General features: G+C 49.4%; 22 protein-coding genes. 8 read left to right on the top strand and 14 right to left on the bottom strand.

Annotation, left to right across the window (positions count from 1 at the left end):
* Nucleotides 1-7 precede the first annotated feature (7 nt).
* The 3 genes from QM657_RS10540 to QM657_RS10530 form a co-directional block, all read right to left on the bottom strand.
* Nucleotides 8-1600, bottom strand: a complete 1593-nt coding sequence (locus tag QM657_RS10540; RefSeq protein ID WP_415066602.1) for a PTS transporter subunit EIIC — start codon at nt 1598-1600, stop codon at nt 8-10.
* 189 nt (nt 1601-1789) lie between these two features.
* Entirely contained in the window at nt 1790-2572 is a 783-nt protein-coding gene (locus QM657_RS10535; RefSeq protein ID WP_415066600.1) for a MurR/RpiR family transcriptional regulator, read from the bottom strand.
* A gap of 16 nt (nt 2573-2588) precedes the next feature.
* Nucleotides 2589-2879, bottom strand: coding sequence for a hypothetical protein (locus QM657_RS10530; RefSeq protein ID WP_415066599.1), 291 nt, complete (start codon nt 2877-2879; stop codon nt 2589-2591).
* Between the two features lie 169 nt (nt 2880-3048).
* Between QM657_RS10530 and QM657_RS10525 the strand changes: the two genes are divergently transcribed.
* From QM657_RS10525 to QM657_RS10500, 6 genes are all read left to right on the top strand, one after another.
* Nucleotides 3049-4077 (top strand): 3-deoxy-7-phosphoheptulonate synthase, encoded by a 1029-nt coding sequence (locus tag QM657_RS10525; protein WP_415066598.1) that lies wholly within the window; start codon nt 3049-3051, stop codon nt 4075-4077.
* 180 nt (nt 4078-4257) lie between these two features.
* Nucleotides 4258-5541: a BMP family ABC transporter substrate-binding protein gene (locus QM657_RS10520; protein ID WP_415066597.1), complete on the top strand. Its 1284-nt coding sequence runs from the start codon at nt 4258-4260 to the stop codon at nt 5539-5541.
* 87 nt (nt 5542-5628) lie between these two features.
* On the top strand, nt 5629-7158 hold the full coding sequence (locus QM657_RS10515) for an ABC transporter ATP-binding protein (protein WP_415066596.1): 1530 nt from the start codon (nt 5629-5631) through the stop codon (nt 7156-7158).
* Nucleotides 7155-8255: an ABC transporter permease gene (locus QM657_RS10510; RefSeq protein WP_415066595.1), complete on the top strand. Its 1101-nt coding sequence runs from the start codon at nt 7155-7157 to the stop codon at nt 8253-8255. The genes QM657_RS10515 and QM657_RS10510 overlap by 4 nt, the downstream gene beginning before the upstream one ends.
* 16 nt (nt 8256-8271) lie before the next feature.
* The gene (locus tag QM657_RS10505) at nt 8272-9252 is read left to right on the top strand and encodes an ABC transporter permease (RefSeq protein ID WP_415066594.1); all 981 of its coding nucleotides are present in this window, start codon (nt 8272-8274) and stop codon (nt 9250-9252) included.
* A gap of 278 nt (nt 9253-9530) precedes the next feature.
* On the top strand, nt 9531-9776 hold the full coding sequence (locus QM657_RS10500; protein WP_415066593.1) for an HPr family phosphocarrier protein: 246 nt from the start codon (nt 9531-9533) through the stop codon (nt 9774-9776).
* A 91-nt stretch (nt 9777-9867) separates the two neighbouring features.
* Here QM657_RS10500 and QM657_RS10495 read toward each other — a convergent pair whose 3' ends face one another.
* From QM657_RS10495 to QM657_RS10475, 5 genes are all read right to left on the bottom strand, one after another.
* On the bottom strand, nt 9868-10701 hold the full coding sequence (locus QM657_RS10495; RefSeq protein WP_415066592.1) for an undecaprenyl-diphosphate phosphatase: 834 nt from the start codon (nt 10699-10701) through the stop codon (nt 9868-9870).
* 18 nt (nt 10702-10719) lie between these two features.
* Complete coding sequence (locus tag QM657_RS10490) at nt 10720-11394, bottom strand: uracil-DNA glycosylase (protein ID WP_415066591.1); 675 nt, start codon at nt 11392-11394, stop codon at nt 10720-10722.
* A 28-nt stretch (nt 11395-11422) separates the two neighbouring features.
* Nucleotides 11423-12184 (bottom strand): imidazole glycerol phosphate synthase subunit HisF, encoded by a 762-nt coding sequence (gene hisF / locus QM657_RS10485; protein ID WP_415066590.1) that lies wholly within the window; start codon nt 12182-12184, stop codon nt 11423-11425.
* 12 nt (nt 12185-12196) lie between these two features.
* Entirely contained in the window at nt 12197-12805 is a 609-nt protein-coding gene (hisH, locus tag QM657_RS10480) for an imidazole glycerol phosphate synthase subunit HisH (RefSeq protein ID WP_415066589.1), read from the bottom strand.
* A 71-nt stretch (nt 12806-12876) separates the two neighbouring features.
* Nucleotides 12877-13494, bottom strand: a complete 618-nt coding sequence (locus QM657_RS10475) for a hypothetical protein (RefSeq protein ID WP_415066588.1) — start codon at nt 13492-13494, stop codon at nt 12877-12879.
* Nucleotides 13495-13642: 148 nt separating this feature from the next.
* Here QM657_RS10475 and QM657_RS10470 point away from each other — a divergent pair, with 148 nt between their 5' ends.
* Nucleotides 13643-14074 (top strand): DUF4430 domain-containing protein, encoded by a 432-nt coding sequence (locus QM657_RS10470; protein ID WP_415066586.1) that lies wholly within the window; start codon nt 13643-13645, stop codon nt 14072-14074.
* 41 nt (nt 14075-14115) lie between these two features.
* On the opposite strand, the gene QM657_RS10465 is transcribed toward QM657_RS10470, so the two are convergent.
* Nucleotides 14116-14736 (bottom strand): peptidase C39, encoded by a 621-nt coding sequence (locus QM657_RS10465; protein ID WP_415066585.1) that lies wholly within the window; start codon nt 14734-14736, stop codon nt 14116-14118.
* A 103-nt stretch (nt 14737-14839) separates the two neighbouring features.
* Nucleotides 14840-15880: a diguanylate cyclase gene (locus QM657_RS10460; protein WP_415066584.1), complete on the bottom strand. Its 1041-nt coding sequence runs from the start codon at nt 15878-15880 to the stop codon at nt 14840-14842.
* Nucleotides 15881-16103: 223 nt separating this feature from the next.
* On the opposite strand from QM657_RS10460, the gene QM657_RS10455 reads away from it, so the two are divergent.
* Nucleotides 16104-16493, top strand: coding sequence for a helix-turn-helix domain-containing protein (locus QM657_RS10455; RefSeq protein WP_415066583.1), 390 nt, complete (start codon nt 16104-16106; stop codon nt 16491-16493).
* 20 nt (nt 16494-16513) lie between these two features.
* Here the strand turns inward: QM657_RS10455 and QM657_RS10450 are convergent, their stop codons facing one another.
* Genes QM657_RS10450 through QM657_RS10435 form a run of 4 tightly spaced genes read right to left on the bottom strand, consistent with a single transcriptional unit; the run spans nt 16514 to nt 19956 of the window.
* On the bottom strand, nt 16514-17497 hold the full coding sequence (locus QM657_RS10450) for a polysaccharide deacetylase family protein (protein WP_415066582.1): 984 nt from the start codon (nt 17495-17497) through the stop codon (nt 16514-16516).
* 27 nt (nt 17498-17524) lie between these two features.
* Nucleotides 17525-18232, bottom strand: a complete 708-nt coding sequence (locus tag QM657_RS10445) for a PHP domain-containing protein (RefSeq protein ID WP_415066581.1) — start codon at nt 18230-18232, stop codon at nt 17525-17527.
* A gap of 1 nt (nt 18233) precedes the next feature.
* Complete coding sequence (locus tag QM657_RS10440) at nt 18234-18566, bottom strand: hypothetical protein (protein ID WP_415066580.1); 333 nt, start codon at nt 18564-18566, stop codon at nt 18234-18236.
* Entirely contained in the window at nt 18544-19956 is a 1413-nt protein-coding gene (locus QM657_RS10435) for a [Fe-Fe] hydrogenase large subunit C-terminal domain-containing protein (protein WP_415066579.1), read from the bottom strand. The genes QM657_RS10440 and QM657_RS10435 overlap by 23 nt, the downstream gene beginning before the upstream one ends.
* Between the last annotated feature and the right edge of the window lie 107 nt (nt 19957-20063).

The raw sequence follows: 20063 nt of genomic DNA, 5'->3' as shown, positions 1-20063 counted from the left end.
TGATTCATCAGCTATTTTCACTGTTCCCTAATTCTTCATCGACAGCTTTTCTCACAGCAGTCACTCTTAAGCCGTATATGACCTGAACGTTATTTCCCTTTTTTACCACACCGTTGGCTCCGGTTTCATTTTTTAAAACTTCATCCTGAACCAGGTCCGGATTTGTGAGAATCAGACGCAGGCGGGTAAAGCAGTTGTCCACCTTTTCGATATTTCCGGCGCCGCCTAATGCCTCCACAATCAAGGCTGCATCCACATCTTCCCCGGCTTTTCCATCTTTCCCGGACGCCACTTTTTCTTTATATTCTGCTTTGGAATGAAGCTTCATTTCCATGCCTTCCGTTTCACGTCCCAGGGTCTTTAAATTCAGCTTTGTGATGAGGGTGCGGAATATAACGTAGTAAGCCGCAAAAAATCCAAGTCCTGTCACGATGTACATGGGCCAGCCTGTTTTGTGGACTCCTAAAGGCACGTTAAAAAGCAGGAAATCCAGAAAACCGTTGGGGCCGATGGCTCGGACATTTAAGATATTGAGAACCGCCATGCTCAGTCCGCTTAAAGCGGCATGAACGGCAAACAGGATGGGAGCCACGAACATAAAGGAGAATTCAATGGGCTCTGTAACGCCTGCAATAAAAGAAGTAAATGCGGCTGGAATCAAAATGGCCCTTATCTTATTGCGGTTTTCCGGTCTGGCCGTATGGTACATGGCAAGGCAGGCGCCCATTAAGCCGAACATCTTAGAAATTCCCCTGGCATCCCAGATTACGGACTTAGACAGGACTTCCACAGCAGGGTCTGCGATTTCCGCATAATAAATGTTTCTGGCCCCTTCAAACACCTGTCCTCCAATGGTTTCAACGCCTCCCAGAGAGGTGTATAAAAACGGGGTATAAACCAGATGATGAAGGCCTGTAGGGATGAGAAGACGTTCCAGGGCGCCGTAAATAAAGATTCCAAAGTTTCCGGAACGGTTGATAAATCCGCCCAGGCTCGTAATTCCAAGCTGGACAAAAGGCCAGACATAGGTCAGCACAACTGCCAGAAGAACCGTTACAGGGATCAATACGATGAATACGAATCTGGAGCCTCCGTAAATCTGGAAGGCATTCTGGAATTCTGTTTCACAGAATCTGTTATGGACGATGGCAGTGACAATGCCGAGAATGATTCCCAGGAACACCCCCATGTCCAGAATCTGTACGCCCAGGACCATGGCCTGACCCGTTCCCCTTAAGGATTCTCCCGTAAACATGATTCCTGTCAGGGTCATGAACTTATTCATGGCATTGATGAACACCAGAAATCCCAAAAGAGCCGTAAATCCTGCCTCATACTTTTTCTTTCCCGCAAGTCCGGCAGCGAGACCCACACAAAAAATCAGCCCCAGGTTGTTTAAAATAGCCACCAGGGAACCGGATAAAATGGTGCCAAAGCCCTTTGTCACCGGATTGTCCAAAAAGGGCAGAAGCTCCAGCAGCTTTGCATTGGTAAATAAGTTTCCGACAGCGATTAAAATACCTGCGATAGGCAGAATCAAAACCGGGATGAACATGGCCTTTGAAAAGCGCTGTAATTGATCCATCACTTTCTCTTTCATTGTCTTTTCCTCCAATATGAATGTTTCATTACTTCTTTTTTCATTCCACGTGAAATTCATATCCGTATTATAGACGCCGCCCCGGCCTTTGTATATACTTTGGAAGGGGATAGGAACTTGTTATCCCAGGTAGTAACCAGTTTCACAAAAAAGGCCCCGGAGACGCCCTTTCAGACGCATCCGGAACCTCTATTCTTCTTTTTTGCCTTCATTCTGGAGCACTTTGTGGTACTCATAAATCAAAAGCTCCATCAGCATAATCACATTGGGGAAGAATGTGTTTGCCATCATATTCCTGTCATCCAGCTTATTGCTGTCCTCAATGCAAAACTGCATATCCGTCATGGAGCTGACCCGGTTTCTCGCCTCATTGGTAAAAGATACGGTAAAAATGCCGTTCTCCCTGGCGGTTTTCACCCGGTCTGCCACCCAGCCCGTTTCTCCGGACCTGGAAACCACGATCAGCATCTTCATATTCTCCAGATTGTTCTCAAAAACGCCGATGGAATCCATTCCATTGGAGCAAATGCATTTAATCCCCAGAACCAGAAGCTTTTTTGTCATATATTCAACAGGGATGGCAGAAAATCCTGTTGCATACAAAAACACGTATCCTCCCTCCAGCCCCAGGATACGCCCGGCAAATTCCTGGATATCTTCATAAGAATTGTATTTTAAAAGAGAATTGCTGCAAAAGCTGCTGATAAAATGCATTCCCGTGTCCTCATTGTCCTGGACCCGGTTTACAAGGGGCAGCAGTTTGTAATACATATCCACAAACCCGCCGTATCCCAGCTTTTTTGTCAGACGCATAATGGTGGAGGTAGAGGTGAAATTTTCCTTTGCAACGCCCCGCACTCCCATTTTAAGCATGGAATCGATGTGCTCAATGATGTAGCGGAGAACGCCCTCCTCCACCTCCGTCAAATTTTTTCCCGCTGTCAGCTTGCTTAAATCCACCACCCCTGCCATCAGCTTCTCCTCCCTTTTATCGCAAAAAGTCTTCGTAGCCCGGAATCATGGGATAAGGGTCACAGCTTTTAAACGGTGCTGTTATGGTCCCTTTCACATAAGAGCTGAAACCCGGACGGCGAAAGCTTTCTTTTGTTTTATTTTTAATCAGCCTGTTATTTTTTCCTATTTCTCCGATGTAATTTCCGTTTCTGTCATAAATTTCCTTCCCATAGAATTTTCCAAGAATTATCCCGTCGCAGGCAGCCAGATAATCTCTCTGTCTTACACCGATATAGTTTCCTTCCCAATTCCAATATCTTTCCATAGAAATACACCCTTCCTTTTGTCATTCTCTGCAATCATACACCATTTTTCCGTAAAAAGGAACACCTAAGGGAAGCACATTGCCAAATTTTTAAGGAATGCTGGATTTTTCCTGTGTTCTGTTATATAATCAACAAAAAATAAATCGGAAACATACAGAGGAGGACATTATGGGATTTCAATATATTAATAATCTGCCAAGCCCGGAAGAAATCAAGGAACAATTCCCGCTGCCGGCAGAGTCAGCAGCACAAAAAGCAGAACGGGATCAGGCCATCAGTGATGTGCTCACCGGAAAAAGTGATAAATTCCTTGTTATCGTCGGACCCTGCTCTGCTGACAATGAGGATTCTGTTTCTGATTATGCAAACCGTCTCATAAAAGTACAGGAGAAGACAAAGGACCGTCTGATCATCGTTCCCCGCATCTATACCAACAAACCCAGGACAACCGGTGAGGGCTATAAAGGAATGCTTCACCAGCCTGATCCTGAGAAAAAACCGGACCTGCGGGAAGGGCTTATCGCTATCCGCAAGATGCACATGAAGGTTCTCGTAGAAACCGGCTTATCCACAGCCGACGAGATGCTTTATCCGGAAAACTTAGGATACCTTGACGATATCATGTCCTACATCGCCATCGGAGCCCGTTCTGTGGAAAACCAGCAGCACCGTCTGACCGCCAGCGCATGCGACGTTGCCGTGGGCATGAAAAACCCCACCAGCGGCGACTTGTCCGTTATGCTCAACTCCGTTGTGGCCGCACAGAATCACCACGATTTCACCTATAGAGGCTGGGAAGTGAGGAGCAAGGGAAATCCCCTGGCCCACACCATCTTAAGAGGTGCGGTCAACAAACACGGCCAGTGCATCCCCAACTACCATTTTGAGGACTTATTCCTCCTTCACGAGATGTACAGCGAACGCGACCTGGTGAATCCGGCCTGTATCGTAGATGCCAACCACTCCAATTCCAACAAAAAATACATGGAGCAGATCCGTATTTCCAAGGAAGTTCTTCACAGCAGGAAGCATTCCCCTGAAATTTATGCCCTGGTAAAGGGACTGATGATCGAAAGCTATATTGAGCCGGGAAGCCAGAAGGTAGGCGAGCACTGCTACGGAAAATCCATCACAGACCCGTGTCTGGGCTGGGAGGACTCTGAGCGTTTGATCTATGAAATCGCTGAAAGCGTATAAAAACTAATAAAAATAACTGTTTCAGTTCGAATATTAGGAAGTACAGGATTCATATTGACAATAAAGAAGAGGATGATATACTAATCCATATTCAAAAAATGACAAAAGCGTCAGGCATGTCTACACGGCAGCCCGGCGCTTTTTGATTTTTAAAAACATATTTGTCAAGGAGGAACAGTTATGAAATTGAAGAAGTTGACAGTCCTGGCCTTAGCGGGGCTCACTGCCCTGGCCCTGTCGGCGTGCGGAGGCGCCGCAGACTCAAGCGCCTCATCCGGAAGCGGGGAAACGGCAGCAGCCAAGTCATCAGAAGCAGCGACCACAACGGCAGGCGGACAGGCCCAGGCAGCCGGAGACGTGAAGCCGGCAGCAAAAGAAGATTTAAAGGTGGGATTTATCTACATCGGAGATGAAAATGAAGGCTATACGGCTGCCCATTACAAGGGAGCCATGGATATGAAGGCAGCTCTTGGCTTATCCGATGATCAGGTCATCATAAAATGGAATGTTCCGGAGGATGAAACCGCCGGGGATGCGGCCATGGACCTGGCTGATCAGGGCTGCAACATCATTTTCGCCAACAGCTTCGGCCATGAATCGTATATTCTGGAAGCTGCCAAGGAATACCCGGATGTGCAGTTCTGCCATGCCACCGGATATCAGGCTGCTTTAAGCGGACTGAGCAATATGCATAACTATTTCACCAATGTTTACGAATCCCGCTACGTATCGGGAGTTGTGGCAGGGCTTAAACTGAACCAGATGATCGAAGAAGGCAAGGTGAGCAAGGATGCCGTAAAGGTGGGATACGTGGGCGCTTATCCTTTTGCCGAGGTTATCAGCGGCTACACCTCCTTTTTCTTGGGTGTGCGCTCCGTATGCCCGGAGGCTGTTATGGAAGTGAAGTACACCAACAGCTGGTCCAGCTTTGACTTGGAAAAAGAGGCTGCCGATGCCCTGATCTCCAACGGCTGCGTACTCATAAGCCAGCATGCAGATACCACCGGCGCCCCTACTGCTGCTGAGGCTGCAGGAGTTCCATGTGTGGGCTATAACATTTCCATGATCGCCACTGCTCCTGATACGGCCTTGACCTCCGCAGCCATTGACTGGGCTCCATATGTGACCTATGCGGTACAGAGCGTCATAGACGGCAAAGCCTTTGAGACGGACTGGTGCCAGGGCTACAAGGAAGGGGCAAACTCCATTACAGAGCTCAATCAGGCTGTGATCGCTCCCAAAACGGAAGAAAAGGTGAAGGAAGTGGAGAGCGCAATCACCGCAGGAACTCTCCACGTATTCGACACTTCCACCTTTACCGTAGGAGGACAGAAGCTGGATACTTATAAAAAAGATGGAATTGATGTGGAATATATCTCAGACGGATATTTCCACGAATCCGTATACGGTTCCGCACCGGCATTTGACATACTGATCGACGGAATCACGACCATTGACAATTAAGACCGAAGAAAATGAATCGGGCCAGAAAGCGGCGCCAGATCTCCTGGCCCGCTTTTTACTGTTAATAATGAATACGGAGGTGAACGGGTGAACGAGAAGTATGCCATTGAACTGAAAAATATCACCAAGCGGTTCGGAAAAGTAATCGCCAGCGACAAGGTCTGCCTGTCTGTAAAAAGAGGGGAGATTTTGTCCATTTTAGGGGAAAACGGAAGCGGAAAGACGACGCTCATGAATATGATTTCCGGAATCTATTACCCCGATGAAGGCCAGATCACCGTCAACGGAACAGAGGTCACCATCTGCTCCCCAAGGGATTCCTTTGACTTGGGGATAGGCATGATCCACCAGCATTTTAAGCTGGTAGAGGTGCTGAGCGCAGCAGAAAACATCATTCTGGGCCTGCCCGGCAAAGAGCTTTTAAACCGGAGGGCCATTGCGGACAAGATCAACAGCCTTACCGCCAGATACGGCTTTGAGTTAGACCCTGACCAGAAGATATACACCATGTCGGTCTCCCAGAAGCAGACTGTGGAGATCGTCAAGATGCTGTACCGGGGCGTGGACATCCTGATCCTCGATGAACCGACAGCCGTCTTAACTCCTCAGGAGGCCCAGCGGCTCTTTGCCGTCCTTCGCAACATGCGTGAGGCAGGCCATTCCATCATCATCATCACCCACAAACTCCATGAGGTCCTGGAGCTCTCTGACCGGGTATCCGTACTCCGCAAGGGACAGTATATCGGAACCGTGGAGACTGCAAAGGCCACGGAAGAATCCCTGACGGAAATGATGGTGGGGAAAAAAGTGGTTTTAAACATAGAGCGCCCCCAGCCGGAGGCGCCTCAAAAGCGTCTGGAGATAAAAGGCTTAACCTGCCTGGGAAGGGAGGGAACGAAAGCGCTGGAAGAAGCTTCTTTTACTGCCTTTAGCGGTGAGATTCTGGGCATTGCAGGCGTGGCGGGAAGCGGCCAGAAGGAACTTTTGGAATCCATCGCCGGGCTCATCCCTGCGGTTTCCGGTTCCATTACGTATTTTCCTCCGGAAGGGGAAGAGATGGAACTGACGGTTATGCCGGCTGCTGAAATAGCCAGAGCCGGGGTGAGGCTTTCCTTTGTTCCGGAAGACCGGCTGGGCATGGGGCTGATAGGGTCCATGGACTTAACGGATAACGTCATGCTCAGAAGCTATCAAAAGGGGCGCTCCTTTTTTACAGACCGCAAAGAGCCGAGGGCCCTGGCGGAAAAACTGATCGATGAGCTTGAAATTGCTGCCCCCGGCACTTCTACCCCTGTGCGGAAGCTTTCAGGCGGAAATGTACAAAAGGTGCTGGTTGGAAGGGAGATATCCTCCTCTCCTGCCGTTCTCTTAGTGGCCTATCCCGTCAGGGGACTTGACATCCATTCCTCCTACACCATTTACGGCCTGCTCAATGAACAGAAGAAGCAGGGAACCGCCATCCTGTGCGTGGGGGAGGACTTAGATGTGCTCATGGAGCTGTGTGACCGGATTCTCGTCATGTGCGGCGGAAAAATCACCGGCATTGTGGACGGAAGAACTGCCCTCAAGGAAGAGATCGGAAGGCTGATGACAAAAGCAGGAGGTGAAAACCCATGAGCAGGATGAGAGAACCATTTTTCCACATGTCAAAACGGGAATCCATAGAGCCCTGGAAGGCGTGGTCCATACGGATCGCAGCCGTCCTTTTGTCCTTAATCGTCTGCGGGGCAGTGATCATCGCCCTCACCGGGCTCAACCCCATAGAAGTTTACAAAAGCATTCTGGACGGGGCTGTGGGAACAAAGAGAAGGGCCTGGATGACGGTCAGGGATACCCTGGTGCTTTTGTGCATTGCCGTGGGCATCACCCCGGCCTTTAAAATGAAGTTCTGGAACATAGGAGCCGAGGGACAGGTGCTCATGGGCGGCATTGCCTCCGCAGCCATGATGATCTATCTGGGAAATACCCTTCCTCCTCTGGTGCTCTTTCCCCTCATGTTTCTGGGAAGCGCCGCTGCCGCCCTTGTCTGGGCTTTTATTCCCGCCTTTTTTAAGGCTTACTGGAACACCAATGAAACGCTGTTCACCCTGATGATGAATTACGTGGCCATGCAGGTGGTCACCTTTGGAATCATCTTCTGGGAAAATCCCAAGGGCTCCAATTCTGTAGGAACCATCAACTCAGCCACGAAAAGCGGCTGGCTTCCCAAAGTATTCGGCATGGAATACGGCTGGAATCTGGTGATCGTCCTGATCTTAACTGCGGCCATGTTCATTTACTTAAAGTACAGCAAGCACGGATATGAGATTTCCGTGGTGGGCGAAAGCGAGAACACGGCCCGCTATGCGGGAATCCACGTCAAAAAAGTCATACTGCGCACCATGGCCCTTTCCGGAGCTCTCTGCGGAATTGCTGGCTTCATTATCGTCAGCGGCGCCAGCCATACTATTTCAACCAGCACTGCCGGGGGACGGGGCTTTACGGCCATCATCGTATCCTGGCTCAGCAAATTCAACACCTTTGCCATGATTCTGGTTTCTTTTTTCCTGGTGTTCATGCAAAAAGGGGCAGGGCAGATCGCTTCTCAGTTTAATCTAAATGAAAACGCTTCTGATGTCATCACAGGCATTATTCTGTTCTTTATTTTAGGCTGTGAATTTTTTATTGATTATCAGGTGAACCTCCGGGGCAGGAAACACCCTTCGGCAAATTAGAGAGGAGATAAAAATCATGGGATTTTTGGTAATATTCATTCAAAAGGCCATCGGTCAGGGCATCGGCATCCTGTACGGGGCTCTGGGGGAAATCCTGACAGAAAAATCAGGGAACTTGAATCTGGGAATTCCCGGCATGATGTATATGGGAGGCATTGCCGGACTCATCGGCGCATTTTTATACGAAAATTCCGTGGCTTCTCCGAGGGGCTTAACCGGGATGGTGATTTCTTTCCTCTGCGCCTTTTTCTGCGCCGCGCTGGGAGGTCTGGTCTACAGCGTCCTGACCATCACCCTGCGGGCCAACCAGAACGTAACGGGCCTTGCCCTGACCACCTTTGGCGTGGGCTTTGGAAACTTTTTCGGAGGCTCTCTGGCAAAGCTGGCCGGAGGCGTGGGACAGATTTCCGTGGCTGTGACGGGCGCGGCATTTAAAACGCCCGTTCCCATGCTGTCAAAGCTGGGGCCTGTGGGCCAGATGCTGTTTTCCTATGGCTTTTTGACCTATCTGGCCATTGTGCTGGCTATACTCCTGTCCTTATTCTTAAGCAAGACCAGGAAGGGCTTAAACTTAAAGGCCGTGGGCGAAAGCCCTGCTACTGCTGATGCGGCGGGAATCCACGTAACCGCCTGCAAATATCTGGCAACCTGCATCGGAGGCGGAATCAGCGGCCTGGGCGGCCTGTATTTCGTCATGGAATACTCCGGGGGAACCTGGACCAACAACGGATTTGGGGACAGGGGCTGGCTGGCCATCGCTTTAGTCATCTTCGCTCTCTGGAAACCGGTAAACGCAATCTGGGGGTCCCTCCTCTTTGGAGGCCTTTACATTCTCTATCTTTACATTCCGGGACTGAACCGGGGAGCCCAGGAAATATTCAAGGCTCTTCCCTACGCAGTCACCGTCATCGTGCTCATCATCACCAGCCTGCGAAAGAAAAGGGAGCACCAGCCTCCGGCCAGCTTAGGCCAGCCCTACTTCCGGGAAGAGCGGTAAACAGCAGTATAACGGCGGAATACGCATAAATTCATCCCTTCTTAAATATAATGTCCTTGCAAGGACTACCAGGACATTTCTGTTCACAAATGGATTGCAAGGACATTTTTTTAACTTTTTTTCTTTTTTCTCTTGTTTTTCTAATAATTAATGGTAGAATAGAGATAGAATCAGTTACCTGATTCTCATCCTGTTGATGCCAAGCGAACCCCTCATGCAGTTGCAGACAAACGTTCACACCGGGTTTTATCCGGACATCAGGAAAAGGAGGCATGCATATGCGGACAAAGGAAGTCGATATCATGCTGCGTTGTACCCCTATTCCTCTGGCGCTTTTGATCAACACGGCCAATTCTTTTGATTGTGAAATCTATATTGATTATGGCTTAACAAAAGTAAACGTCAAGGACTACGCCGAGATGAAAAAAGGGCTTAACACGCAGAACCGGAACTTACAATTTTCTTTCGACGGCATTGACGAACAGGCCGCGGAAGGACGGATCGGGATGCTATTTCAACCATGATCGGTCAGAAAGGAACTGAATATGATGCATCAATCAAAAGAGAGTTGACACCAGAAACATGCTGGCTGCCAACTCTCTTTTTACCTGTGCCCTAACCCACAAGGGCTGTGATGATAAAATATAAAAATACCACTGCTCCCAAAACAATCCGGTAATACCCAAAGAATTTAAAATCATGGTGTCTGATATATTCCATCAGGAAACGGATGGCATAAACAGAGACCACAAAGGCGATGACCATGCCCAGAAGAAGATAAAATACCTGGGAACCGGTAAAGTTCAGGCCGTATTTGATGATCTTTAAAAAGCTGGCGCCGAACATGATGGGAATCCCCAGGAAAAAGGAAAATTCCGCGGAAGCCGCTCTGGAACAGCCTAAGATCATGGCTCCTAAAATAGTGGCTCCTGACCGGGAGGTTCCCGGAATCAGGGACAGAAGCTGGAACAAACCGATGGAAAGGGCCGTCTGATAGGAAATATCCGCTGTTTTCTTCACCTCAAAGCTTTTGTACTGGTTCCTGTTTTCAATGACCAGAAACAAAACGCCGTAGATAATCAAGGTGGCTGCCACCACATACCCGTTCATCAGATCTTCTTCCAGGATATCATCCACCAGAAATCCGATCACTGCCGCCGGAATGCAGGCCAGAACGATCTTGGACCACAAAACCAGGGTTGCCTGTTTCTGGGCCGGCTTTTTCCCCCGTGAAAAGGGATTTAACTTGTCAAAGTATAAGACCACCACCGCCAGTATGGCTCCCAGCTGAATGACTACAAGAAACATGTTTTTAAAATCAGAGGGCTGGTTTAAATGGATGATCTCATCCACCAGAATCATATGTCCTGTGCTGCTGATGGGAAGCCATTCCGTAAATCCCTCTACGATTCCCAGAACAATCACCTTTAAAATCTCAACAAAATTCATTGTGTTTCCCCTGTCTTCTTAAATATTTTCAATCTGCCAGTCAATGGGCTCCAGCCCGTTGGCCTCTAAATAGGCGTTGGTCTTGCTGAAATGCTTGCAGCCGAAAAATCCTCTGTATGCGGAAAGGGGGCTGGGATGGGGGGCCTCTAAAATCAGATGTTTGGGATTGGTCAGCATGGTCTTCTTGTTTTGAGCCGGACGCCCCCACAAAAGAAATACCATGGGACGGTCCTGTTCATTGAGAATTTGGATGGCCGCATCCGTAAACTTCTCCCATCCGATTCCCTGATGGGAATTGGCCGCATGGGCCCGTACGGTGAGAACCGTGTTTAAGAGCATGACACCCTGGTCCGCCCATTTCTTCAAATACCCGTTGTTGGGTATCTCACATCCTAAATCATCCCGAAGCTCCTGATAAATATTCACCAGGGAAGGCGGAGTGTCCACCTCCGGTTTTACGGAAAAGCACATGCCATGGGCCTGCCCGTTGTTATGGTAAGGGTCCTGGCCCAGAATCACCACCTTGACCCTGGAAAGAGGAGTGACCTCAAAGGCATTGAATATGTCATCCGGCTCCGGAAAAACGGTAGAGGTTTCATATTCATGCTTCACCTTCTGATAAAGTTCCCTGTAATACGGCTTTTTAAACTCCCCGCTTAAGGGCTCAAGCCAATCGTTCTGTATTGCTCCCATGATATCTCTCCTTTGTTTCTAAATGCTTCTAAAGCCTCACCGGTACACCTTCACCGCTCAAATAACGCTTCAGTTCCATAATTTCCAATTCCTTGTAATGAAACAGGGAAGCTGCCAGAGCTGCGTCTGCCTTCCCTTCCGTCAAGGCGTGGCGGAAATGCTCCATGGTCCCGGCTCCTCCCGATGCGATGACAGGAACGGAAACCAGGTCTGCAATGGTGCGGTTTAACTCATCGTCATATCCGGCCTTTGTTCCGTCACAGTCCATGCTGGTCAGCAGGATTTCCCCCGCTCCCAGGCGGTCAGCTTCTGCTGCCCACTCCACCGCATCAAGACCCGTGTCCACCCGGCCGCCGTTTTTAAACACGTTCCAGCCCTTGCCGTCAGCCCTTCGTCTGGCATCAATGGCCACCACCACGCACTGGCGTCCAAACTTATCCGCTGCATCGGAAATCAGGCGGGGCGTATTGATGGCAGAGGAATTGATGGATATTTTATCGGCTCCTTCTCTGAGAAGCATCTTAAAATCTTCTACTGTGCGGATTCCGCCGCCTACGGTAAAGGGGATAAACACCCGTTCCGCCACCCGGCGCACCATATCCACCACCGTATTGCGGTTGTCAGAGGAAGCGGTGATATCCAGAAATACCAGCTCATCGGCTCCTGCCTTATCGTAAGCGGCTCCGATTTCTACCGGGTCGCCTGCATCCTGTAAATTCACAAAATTAACGCCCTTCACTACCCTTCCGTTATGCACATCCAGGCATGGAATAATTCTCTTTGTCAGCATCCGGCCCCTCCTTTATGTCAGTTCGATGAAATTTTTCAATATTTTCAAACCTGTGTCACCACTCTTTTCCGGATGGAACTGGCAGGCAAATACATTTTCCCGCTCCACGGAGGCGACGAACTTAACACCGTATTCTGCCGATGCTGCCACATCGGATTCCCGGCCTGCTTCTAAATAATATGAATGGACAAAATAGACATATGCCCCTGATTCCAGCCCTTTAAAAAGTCTTGCACCGTGTCTGATATCCAGATTGTTCCAGCCCATGTGAGGCACCTTAAGCCCTGAGGCATCAGGAAATCTCACAAACTCCCCCGGAAACAGAGAAAGCCCCTTCACCCCCGGACTCTCCGTACTTCCCTCAAAGAAAAGCTGAAATCCCACGCAGATTCCAAGAAGAGGCGTCCCCTTTTCAGCCACCTGGCGGATCACCTCTGCCAGTCCATACTGATGAAGCTTTTCCATGGAGGCGCCAAAGTTCCCCACGCCCGGCAAAATCACCTTGTCCGCGGAAAGGATGGTTTCCTTATCCCGGCTCACCACCGGATTTTCCCCCAATGCGGTCAGGGCTTTTTCCACACTTTTTAAGTTTCCAGCATCGTAGTCAATTATCGCTATCATGGGCTCCACCTCTTTACGCCTTTTTCCAACATTTTAACACAGGTTCTGACAATTCACAACGGAAAACCTCCTTATAAACAACGAAAGAATTCCGCAGAATTTTCCGAAATCCCCTCTGCCTGCTCCTTAATTTCCTCCGGAAGCTGGGCGAATTTTCCGTGAATGCGATACATGCGGGATTTTCTGTTGACGGATATGGTCTTCTCAAATGGCCATCGGATGACCGTAGGCGTTTTAAAGCCCACTCCCAGCTCCAGAATCAGCAGTTTTTTGTTAAGCGTTCCCGCCAGCCAGCCTGTATATGCATTCCACTGGGGCAGGTACCCCTCTTCGATGTAGTTTTCCGCCTCAATGGTGTTGCCGGTCATAGGCGCCTTGCAGTAAGGGCAGATATCATCAGCCACTTCTCCCTGCTCCCAGATATTTTTGGTGCAGGATTTGGAACACTGCCTCCAGGTCACATTTCCGCAGGGAGCGGTGATCCGGCCCGGCTCCAGGGAGGAGTTTAATATCTCCCCGTCTGTGACTGTGGTGATGATAAAATAATCCTTTCCCTCTATCAGCCTTCCCATTTTTTCATAAAGGCTGCCGATGTCCGGCGCTGCTTCCTTTTTCCACTCTTCTCCGATTCCAATTAAAAGCTTGTCACAAGCTGCCACTTCTTCCAGCATACGATTCTTTTCAACCATGGTCTTCCACCTTCTTTTTTCCAATTCTCCTTTATTATAAGACAGGAAACTCTTAATGAAAAGATAAAAATTCTTCCCTTGCGGCAGGCTCCCGGTTTATGCTATACTTATCCATACATTCTAATAACAAAAAAGGAAGTCGCGTACCATGAACAAATGGAAAAGGCGCTCCCCCCTCATCGGGGCCTGCGCCGCAATTGCAGTCCTGGCGCTGCTGCTGGTGATTTATTCCGTAACAGGACCGGTTCCCATGGCAGGAACCAAAAGTATATCCATTGACGTGGTATATGAAGACGGGTCCAAGGACCATTACCAGATCACCACGGAGGCCCAATTTCTCTCAGACGCCATTAAATCCATTCCCAGTCTGAAGATAGAAGGAACCGCCTCAGAGGAAGAAGGGCTTTTGGTCACTTCCGTAAACGGCAGGGAAGCAGATATTCAAAAAGGGGAAGCTTACTGGGAACTTCTATGCGATGGAGAGCCAGCCAGCTATGGAGTCTCCATGCAGGCCATTAAAGACGGGGAAGTCTACACCTTTCAATATACGAAAATCCAGAAAAAGTCAGACAAGACTTAAAAGCAAAAAAGGAGCCGCAGATGACGGCTCTTCGTTTTTTGTCAGATAAAATATTCAATGGTATCAGATGCCTTCTTCTGGGTATCCTTGTTAAAGATAATGGTGGCTTCCCTCATTTCCTTCGGGCCCAGCGCATAAGGCTCCTTTCCCGTGCTGTTGAACATTTCCCAGCGCACACAGCGGTTCCTGCTGTAAGGCATATCCGTAACCAGCTCTATCTCCTTCTGCTTAAAAGGCTTTTTTCTGAAATAGGGATCAAACAAATAGACGTGTTCCTGATCAGCTCCTGTCAAAAGCACGTAATGCCAGCAGCCGTACATGACGCGGGCTACCACAGCGCCCCCCTGCTGCAGGGCATATATGATCCGGCTGTTTTCCCCTATATAAACCTCTTCCCCTGTCAGATATTCGCTCTGAATGGGAAATTTTTTCACCTTCCCGAACTGGTTGAGCCAGTTGCTTAAAAACATCATGGCCATCTGGGAAGTTCCGCTTTTTCCAAACTCCCCTTTTAAGTTATAAGAATCCAGACAAAAAAGCATAATATGTTTTATGATATCCGGCGGGACCTGCTCTCTCCGGAAAAGATAGCTCATCGCATTAAACACGGTGGTGGGACCGCAGTCGTATTCCGTAACCTGGTAATTCAGTGGGTTTTTCATCTCGTATTTATCTCCTCAAATCATATGCATTCTATTCTATCTCAATTCAATGATTTTTTCCAGATAAATTTTGCAGCGGTTACGGCGGTTGATACGGATTCTTCTAAAGCGGTATCTCCTTTGCCTGATACAGGCAGGCCCGGTTGCGGCCCTCGTTTTTAGCCTGATACAATGCCTGATCAGCCTGGAACAGCATGTCCTGAAGCAGATGGTCCTTACCAGACGGAGAATATCCCACTCCAATGCTGACCGTGGTCCTTATGATGCAGTTCCGGTAAAAAACAGGAGCGCTTTCAATGTTCTTACAAAAACGTTCAGCCGCGTCAAGGGCCTGGGGCGGGGAAACAGCTTTTAAAAGAGCGATCATTTCTTCCCCTCCGTAGCGGCCCACGATATTCTCCCCGCCAAAGTTTTCCTTGAGCATCCTTCCAAGAACCTTCAGCACTGCATCGCCGCATTGATGGCCGTACGTATCGTTGACAATTTTAAAATAATCCACGTCAATCATCAGCAGGGCATAAGAACAGCCCTTTTCCTTCTCCACCATCAAAGCGGACATCCGGAAAAAGGCACCCCTGTTATAAATGTTCATCAGCGGATCAACGGCTGCCTGAATATAAAGCTGCTCTAACAGCTTTTCCCTTTCAGTGATGTCATGAAGGATGATGCAGATTCCGCTGCCTCCCTCATGCCTGCGGATATGGGTATGGGTGACTTCGTAAGTCCGCCTCTTTCCTCCTGCCAGCACCCGCAGCTCTCCGCTTTTTTTAAACCGCTCTCCATCCTTGATGGCCTCTCCCGGCGTTAAATCATTGAGTTCCGGAAACAAAAGCCTGGCCGACTGATTCGCATCCAGAAAGCAGAACCGGCTGTCGCAGACGATGAAGGCGTCCTGCATATCCTCCACCACCTGAGCCCGCGCCAGAGCTTCCATGCCAGGAGGGCTTTTGCGGCGGCTCCTGTAGATCAGAACTGCCGCCAGGAAAAAGACGGCAACGGTAAAATAATACAAAGGCCCCGGATCAGCCGGAGAGCCAGAAGTAAAAGCATTCGAAACAGATTCCCTATGAGTGGAAAAAAACTGTGAAAGCTGGTAAGCCTGCACGGAAATTACAGGCGTAAAAGGCAGTACAAAAAACCTCATATTCATATCCCCTCCAGACAAATCTTCCGTTTGTAAGCTTCGGAAAACCTGTTTTATCCTTCGCAGTAAAAGCCCTGCAAAAACACATGCATTTTGTATAATTTAAAGTCTTTTATTTTAATTATTTTAGGTGTATATTATTTTATTCTACATCTAATATTAGTTTTTGTAAATACATCTTATGTTGGTTTGATATTATTTTTTACAAAAAAGAGGCGTATACATGAAAAGCACACTAGAAATTCTTCGCGGCCTGCGGGAAGACAGAGACTTAAAACAATCAGACATTGCCAATTTAATCGGCACCACCCAGCAGCAGTATTCCAAATATGAAACAGGCGAAAGCGAACTTCCTCTTCGGGCCCTGTCCATTCTGGCGGACCATTACCGTGTCTCAGCCGACTTTCTCATGGGCAGAACCGACTGCAGGGAGGGAATTTCTGCTCTGAACCAAAAAATCATCGACAGCATCACGGCAGGCAGCCTGTTATCCGATGTCATGTCCCTCAACATGGCAGGAAGAAGGGCCGTGCTGGAATACGTCTTTTTGCAAAAGCTGAAGCAAAGGTATGAGACCAGAGGAAAGCATGCAAAAAAGAAGACCGAGGCATAAAGCCTGGTCTTCTCCTGTTTTCAGGGATAGAACTGAGAATAGACTCCCCCGGCGACAGCACCTCCTCTTGCAGCGGCCATCTCACTGACCGTAACAAGCTGATAGCCTGCATCCACGAGCCTTGGTATGATCTCAAGGGCTGCGGCTCCTGACTGGGAATACAGCTCGTGCATCAGCACAATATCCCCGTCACGGACCTTACTCATAACCGCATTCACGGTCTTTTGCGCATTTCTCGTCTTCCAGTCGAGAGTATCGATGCTCCACATAATCGCCGGAGCCTGGACATGGGCAAGAGAGGCGCTGCTGATATACCCGCCCGGAGGCCTGAAAAGAGTGGGGCGCACTCCTGTTGCCGTCTGCACCGCATCGCTGCACCGGTTTACCTGGCTCTCGATCTGCTCTCCGCTCAGTCTAGTTATATATTTATGGTCATAGGTGTGATTGCCTATCTCATGGCCTTCTGCGATCATGCGCTGCAGCTCCGCCTGATAAGCCAAAACCCTGCTGCCCACCACAAAAAATGTGGCCTTTCCGCCGTAAAGGGCCAGACAATCCATGATCTGATTGCCCACCGGAGCATAAGGTCCGTCATCAAAGGTCAGGGCCACCATAGGCTTTGCAGGATCGATCTGCCGCCCTGCCGGAACCTGCTCCTGAGACTCCTGGGCGCCTTGAGTTTCCTGCCCTTCCTGGGCTGCCTGTTCCCCCTGGGTTTCCTGAGCACCCTGAGCTGCCTCTCCTCCCTGGCCCTCTCCTGCCTGCCGGCCTTCTTCTCCCGCAGTCTGTCCCTGGGTTCCCGGCTGGTCTGAAACATTCCCGTTTTCATCCACCCACCGGGCCACACCCGGTCCAAGATTTTCATCAATCCAGCCGCTGCGGACCTCTGTCTGTCCCTGATCCGCATTGGTCTCCTCTGCCATGGCCGGAAATACAGAGGAGGCTGCAAACGTCACAATCAGCCCGGCCATCAGGCCAAAGCTCCATTGTACTAATCTCTTCATATCCCTCTTTCCTCTATCCGGGCAATTTTAAAGCAGCGCCCGGATCACTCCTTCCACGGTTCTTTCTTCCACTTCTATGGTAAATAAAGGCTCCTGAATATCCTCTAAGTAATGGGCATCGGAATTGGTTATAATCCGGCAGCCCTCCAGATAGGGATTGGCCTTTTTAAGCTCTGAAAGCTTACGAATATCCTTCACCTCCGCCGTCTGAAACCGGCTGTCAGGAGGCACAAAGCCCAAGTTGGAAATCAGGCTGTTGGCCGCTTTGTCAATATGGGCAGGAAACATGACCCCTTCATAGGACCGGACCAGCTCCCATAAATTGTCAAAAGATATCTGGGTGCCGTTAATGAGAAGGTTCGGCACCGTCCCGCATGGCATATCTTCCTTATTATATATCTGCTGCCTTCCAAATATTTCCTCCTTATTGGGAAATGGAATCAGCCGTTCATACACGTATTCATCAAACTTCATGGCCCTTTCAAGGTCCGGAAACAGGCATACCGCATGGACCTCCTCCATGGTGCATATCTCCATTCCCGGCACAAATAAAATCCCGTATTCCCTGGCAAAATGGTCTACAGCCGGGCAGTTTTTACAGGAATTGTGATCCGTCAATGCGATCACATCAAGGCCCTTTAAAGCCGCCATCCCGGCGATATTGGCCGGTGTCATATCCCCATCCCCGCACGGTGATAAGCAGGAATGAATGTGAAGATCATAAGACAGCTTCATGTCAGGGCAGCCTTTGGCGGACCAGATAAGCGGCCTCAAAAACAGGCAGCTCCGTCTTCATCACCGTGATTCCCTGATCCCCCGCCTTTTTTAAAGCTGTTTCATCGAGGGCCGTCCCCTCTGCCATAACCAGACAGGCGGCATCTGCAAGGGCTGCCACTGCAAGGGTGTTCATATTTCCCATCACCGTAACCCACGCACATCCTTCCGGCGCCCTTCCCATGGCAATGCTCAAAAGATCGCAGCAAAAAGGCTTTGTGATCTCCCTGTCAAGGTCATCTCCTCTGTTTATGACTCCAAACAATCCGCTGTCAATCAGTTCCCTTACCGTCATTGCCCTTTCTCCCCTCTTTCCGGTCCAGCAGAGTGATTTCATCGGAAATCCTCTGGATATATTTTGTCAGGACCTTAAACTTCTCATAGCTTTCCCGGTCTCCTTCCACGATGTCGGCTGCCAGCCTGGAAACCTCTTCCGACAGCTTGTGAACATTGTCCCTTAAGAAATAAACGCAGTCCGATTCCGTTGCCTCTCCCCTCACAATATCCTCTGCCAGGGCCTTGCAGGAAGGAGCTCCGCAGGAGCCGCAGTCTAAGCCGGGCAGCTTCTTTAAAATCCTCTCCGCCTTGTTTAAGCGCACAAAGCTTTCCATCATGGTATCGCCTAAGTGGAATACAGGCTCGTACTGAACCTGGCTGGTCCATTTGACCAGTTTCTCCGAATCCATCTGCATGTGGTTTCTGGCCACAGGCATGTATTTGCGCAGGCGCTTTAACTTTACCTCTGCAACATAGGGATTTTCCACAGTGAGGACTCCGCCGACACAGCCTCCGCTGCAGGCGTTTAACTCCACAAACTTCAAGTTTGTAAACTTCTGATCCTCCATATCTTCCAAAACCCTGATGACATTTTCAATTCCGTCGGCAGCCAGATAATCCTCTGTAAAAAGTCCGCTGGCCTCTCCTCCGCTTCTTCCCCAGCTTATACCGATCTTTCCGGAGCTTCCGATTTCAGGCGGATCATCTCCCACCGCCTTCATGCAGGAAAGAAGCTGGGGGTAAATATCCTTTATGGCCAGGACCTTATCCACCTCGCTGTGATCCGTTCCCAGAGGGGACTTGGCATAAGTCACCTTGGAGGGACAGGGAGAAATGAATATGATCCCGATTTTTTCCCGGTCCAGCCCGGTCTTTTCCATGGCCTTCTGGGCTGCTAGAATGGCGGCCACCTCCACCGGAGGATTCAAAGGCAGAAGGTTGGGAATCAGATTGGGAAACTTTGTCCTGATCAGGCGCACCACCGAAGGACAGGCTGTGCTGATCACAGGAAGCCGTTCCGGATTTTCGCTTAAGTACTCCCTGGTTGCCTCGCTGACTAACTCAGCGGCAGCACTCACTTCAAAAACATCGTCAAAGCCCATGAACAGCAGGGCATTTAAAACGATGTTCACATCATCTAAGTTATTGAACTGGCTGTAGAGAGAAGGGGCAGGAAGGGCTACCGTATATTCATAAGGCTTTATGTCCTCCATCCTGTCATAGACAGAAAGCTTTGCATGGTGGGGACAGACCCGTATGCATTCCCCGCAGTCAATACAGAATTTGCTGTTGATCTGCGCCTTTCCGTTTCTCACCCGGATCGCCTGGGTAGGGCACCGCTTGATGCAGTTGATACAGCCCATGCACAGGTCTGGATCAAGCCTTACCGAATGATAAAATTTATCCACCTTGTCACCTCGTTTCCATATTACTGCCCACGCTTTCTGGGCATGATGGGATACCCGCAGGGTGCTTCCATATTACTGCCCATGCTTTCCGGGCATGATGGGATACC

Source organism: Lacrimispora sp. (assembly GCF_047605665.1).
GTDB lineage: Bacteria > Bacillota > Clostridia > Lachnospirales > Lachnospiraceae > Lacrimispora.
This window is presented reverse-complemented; position numbering and strand designations above follow the sequence as displayed.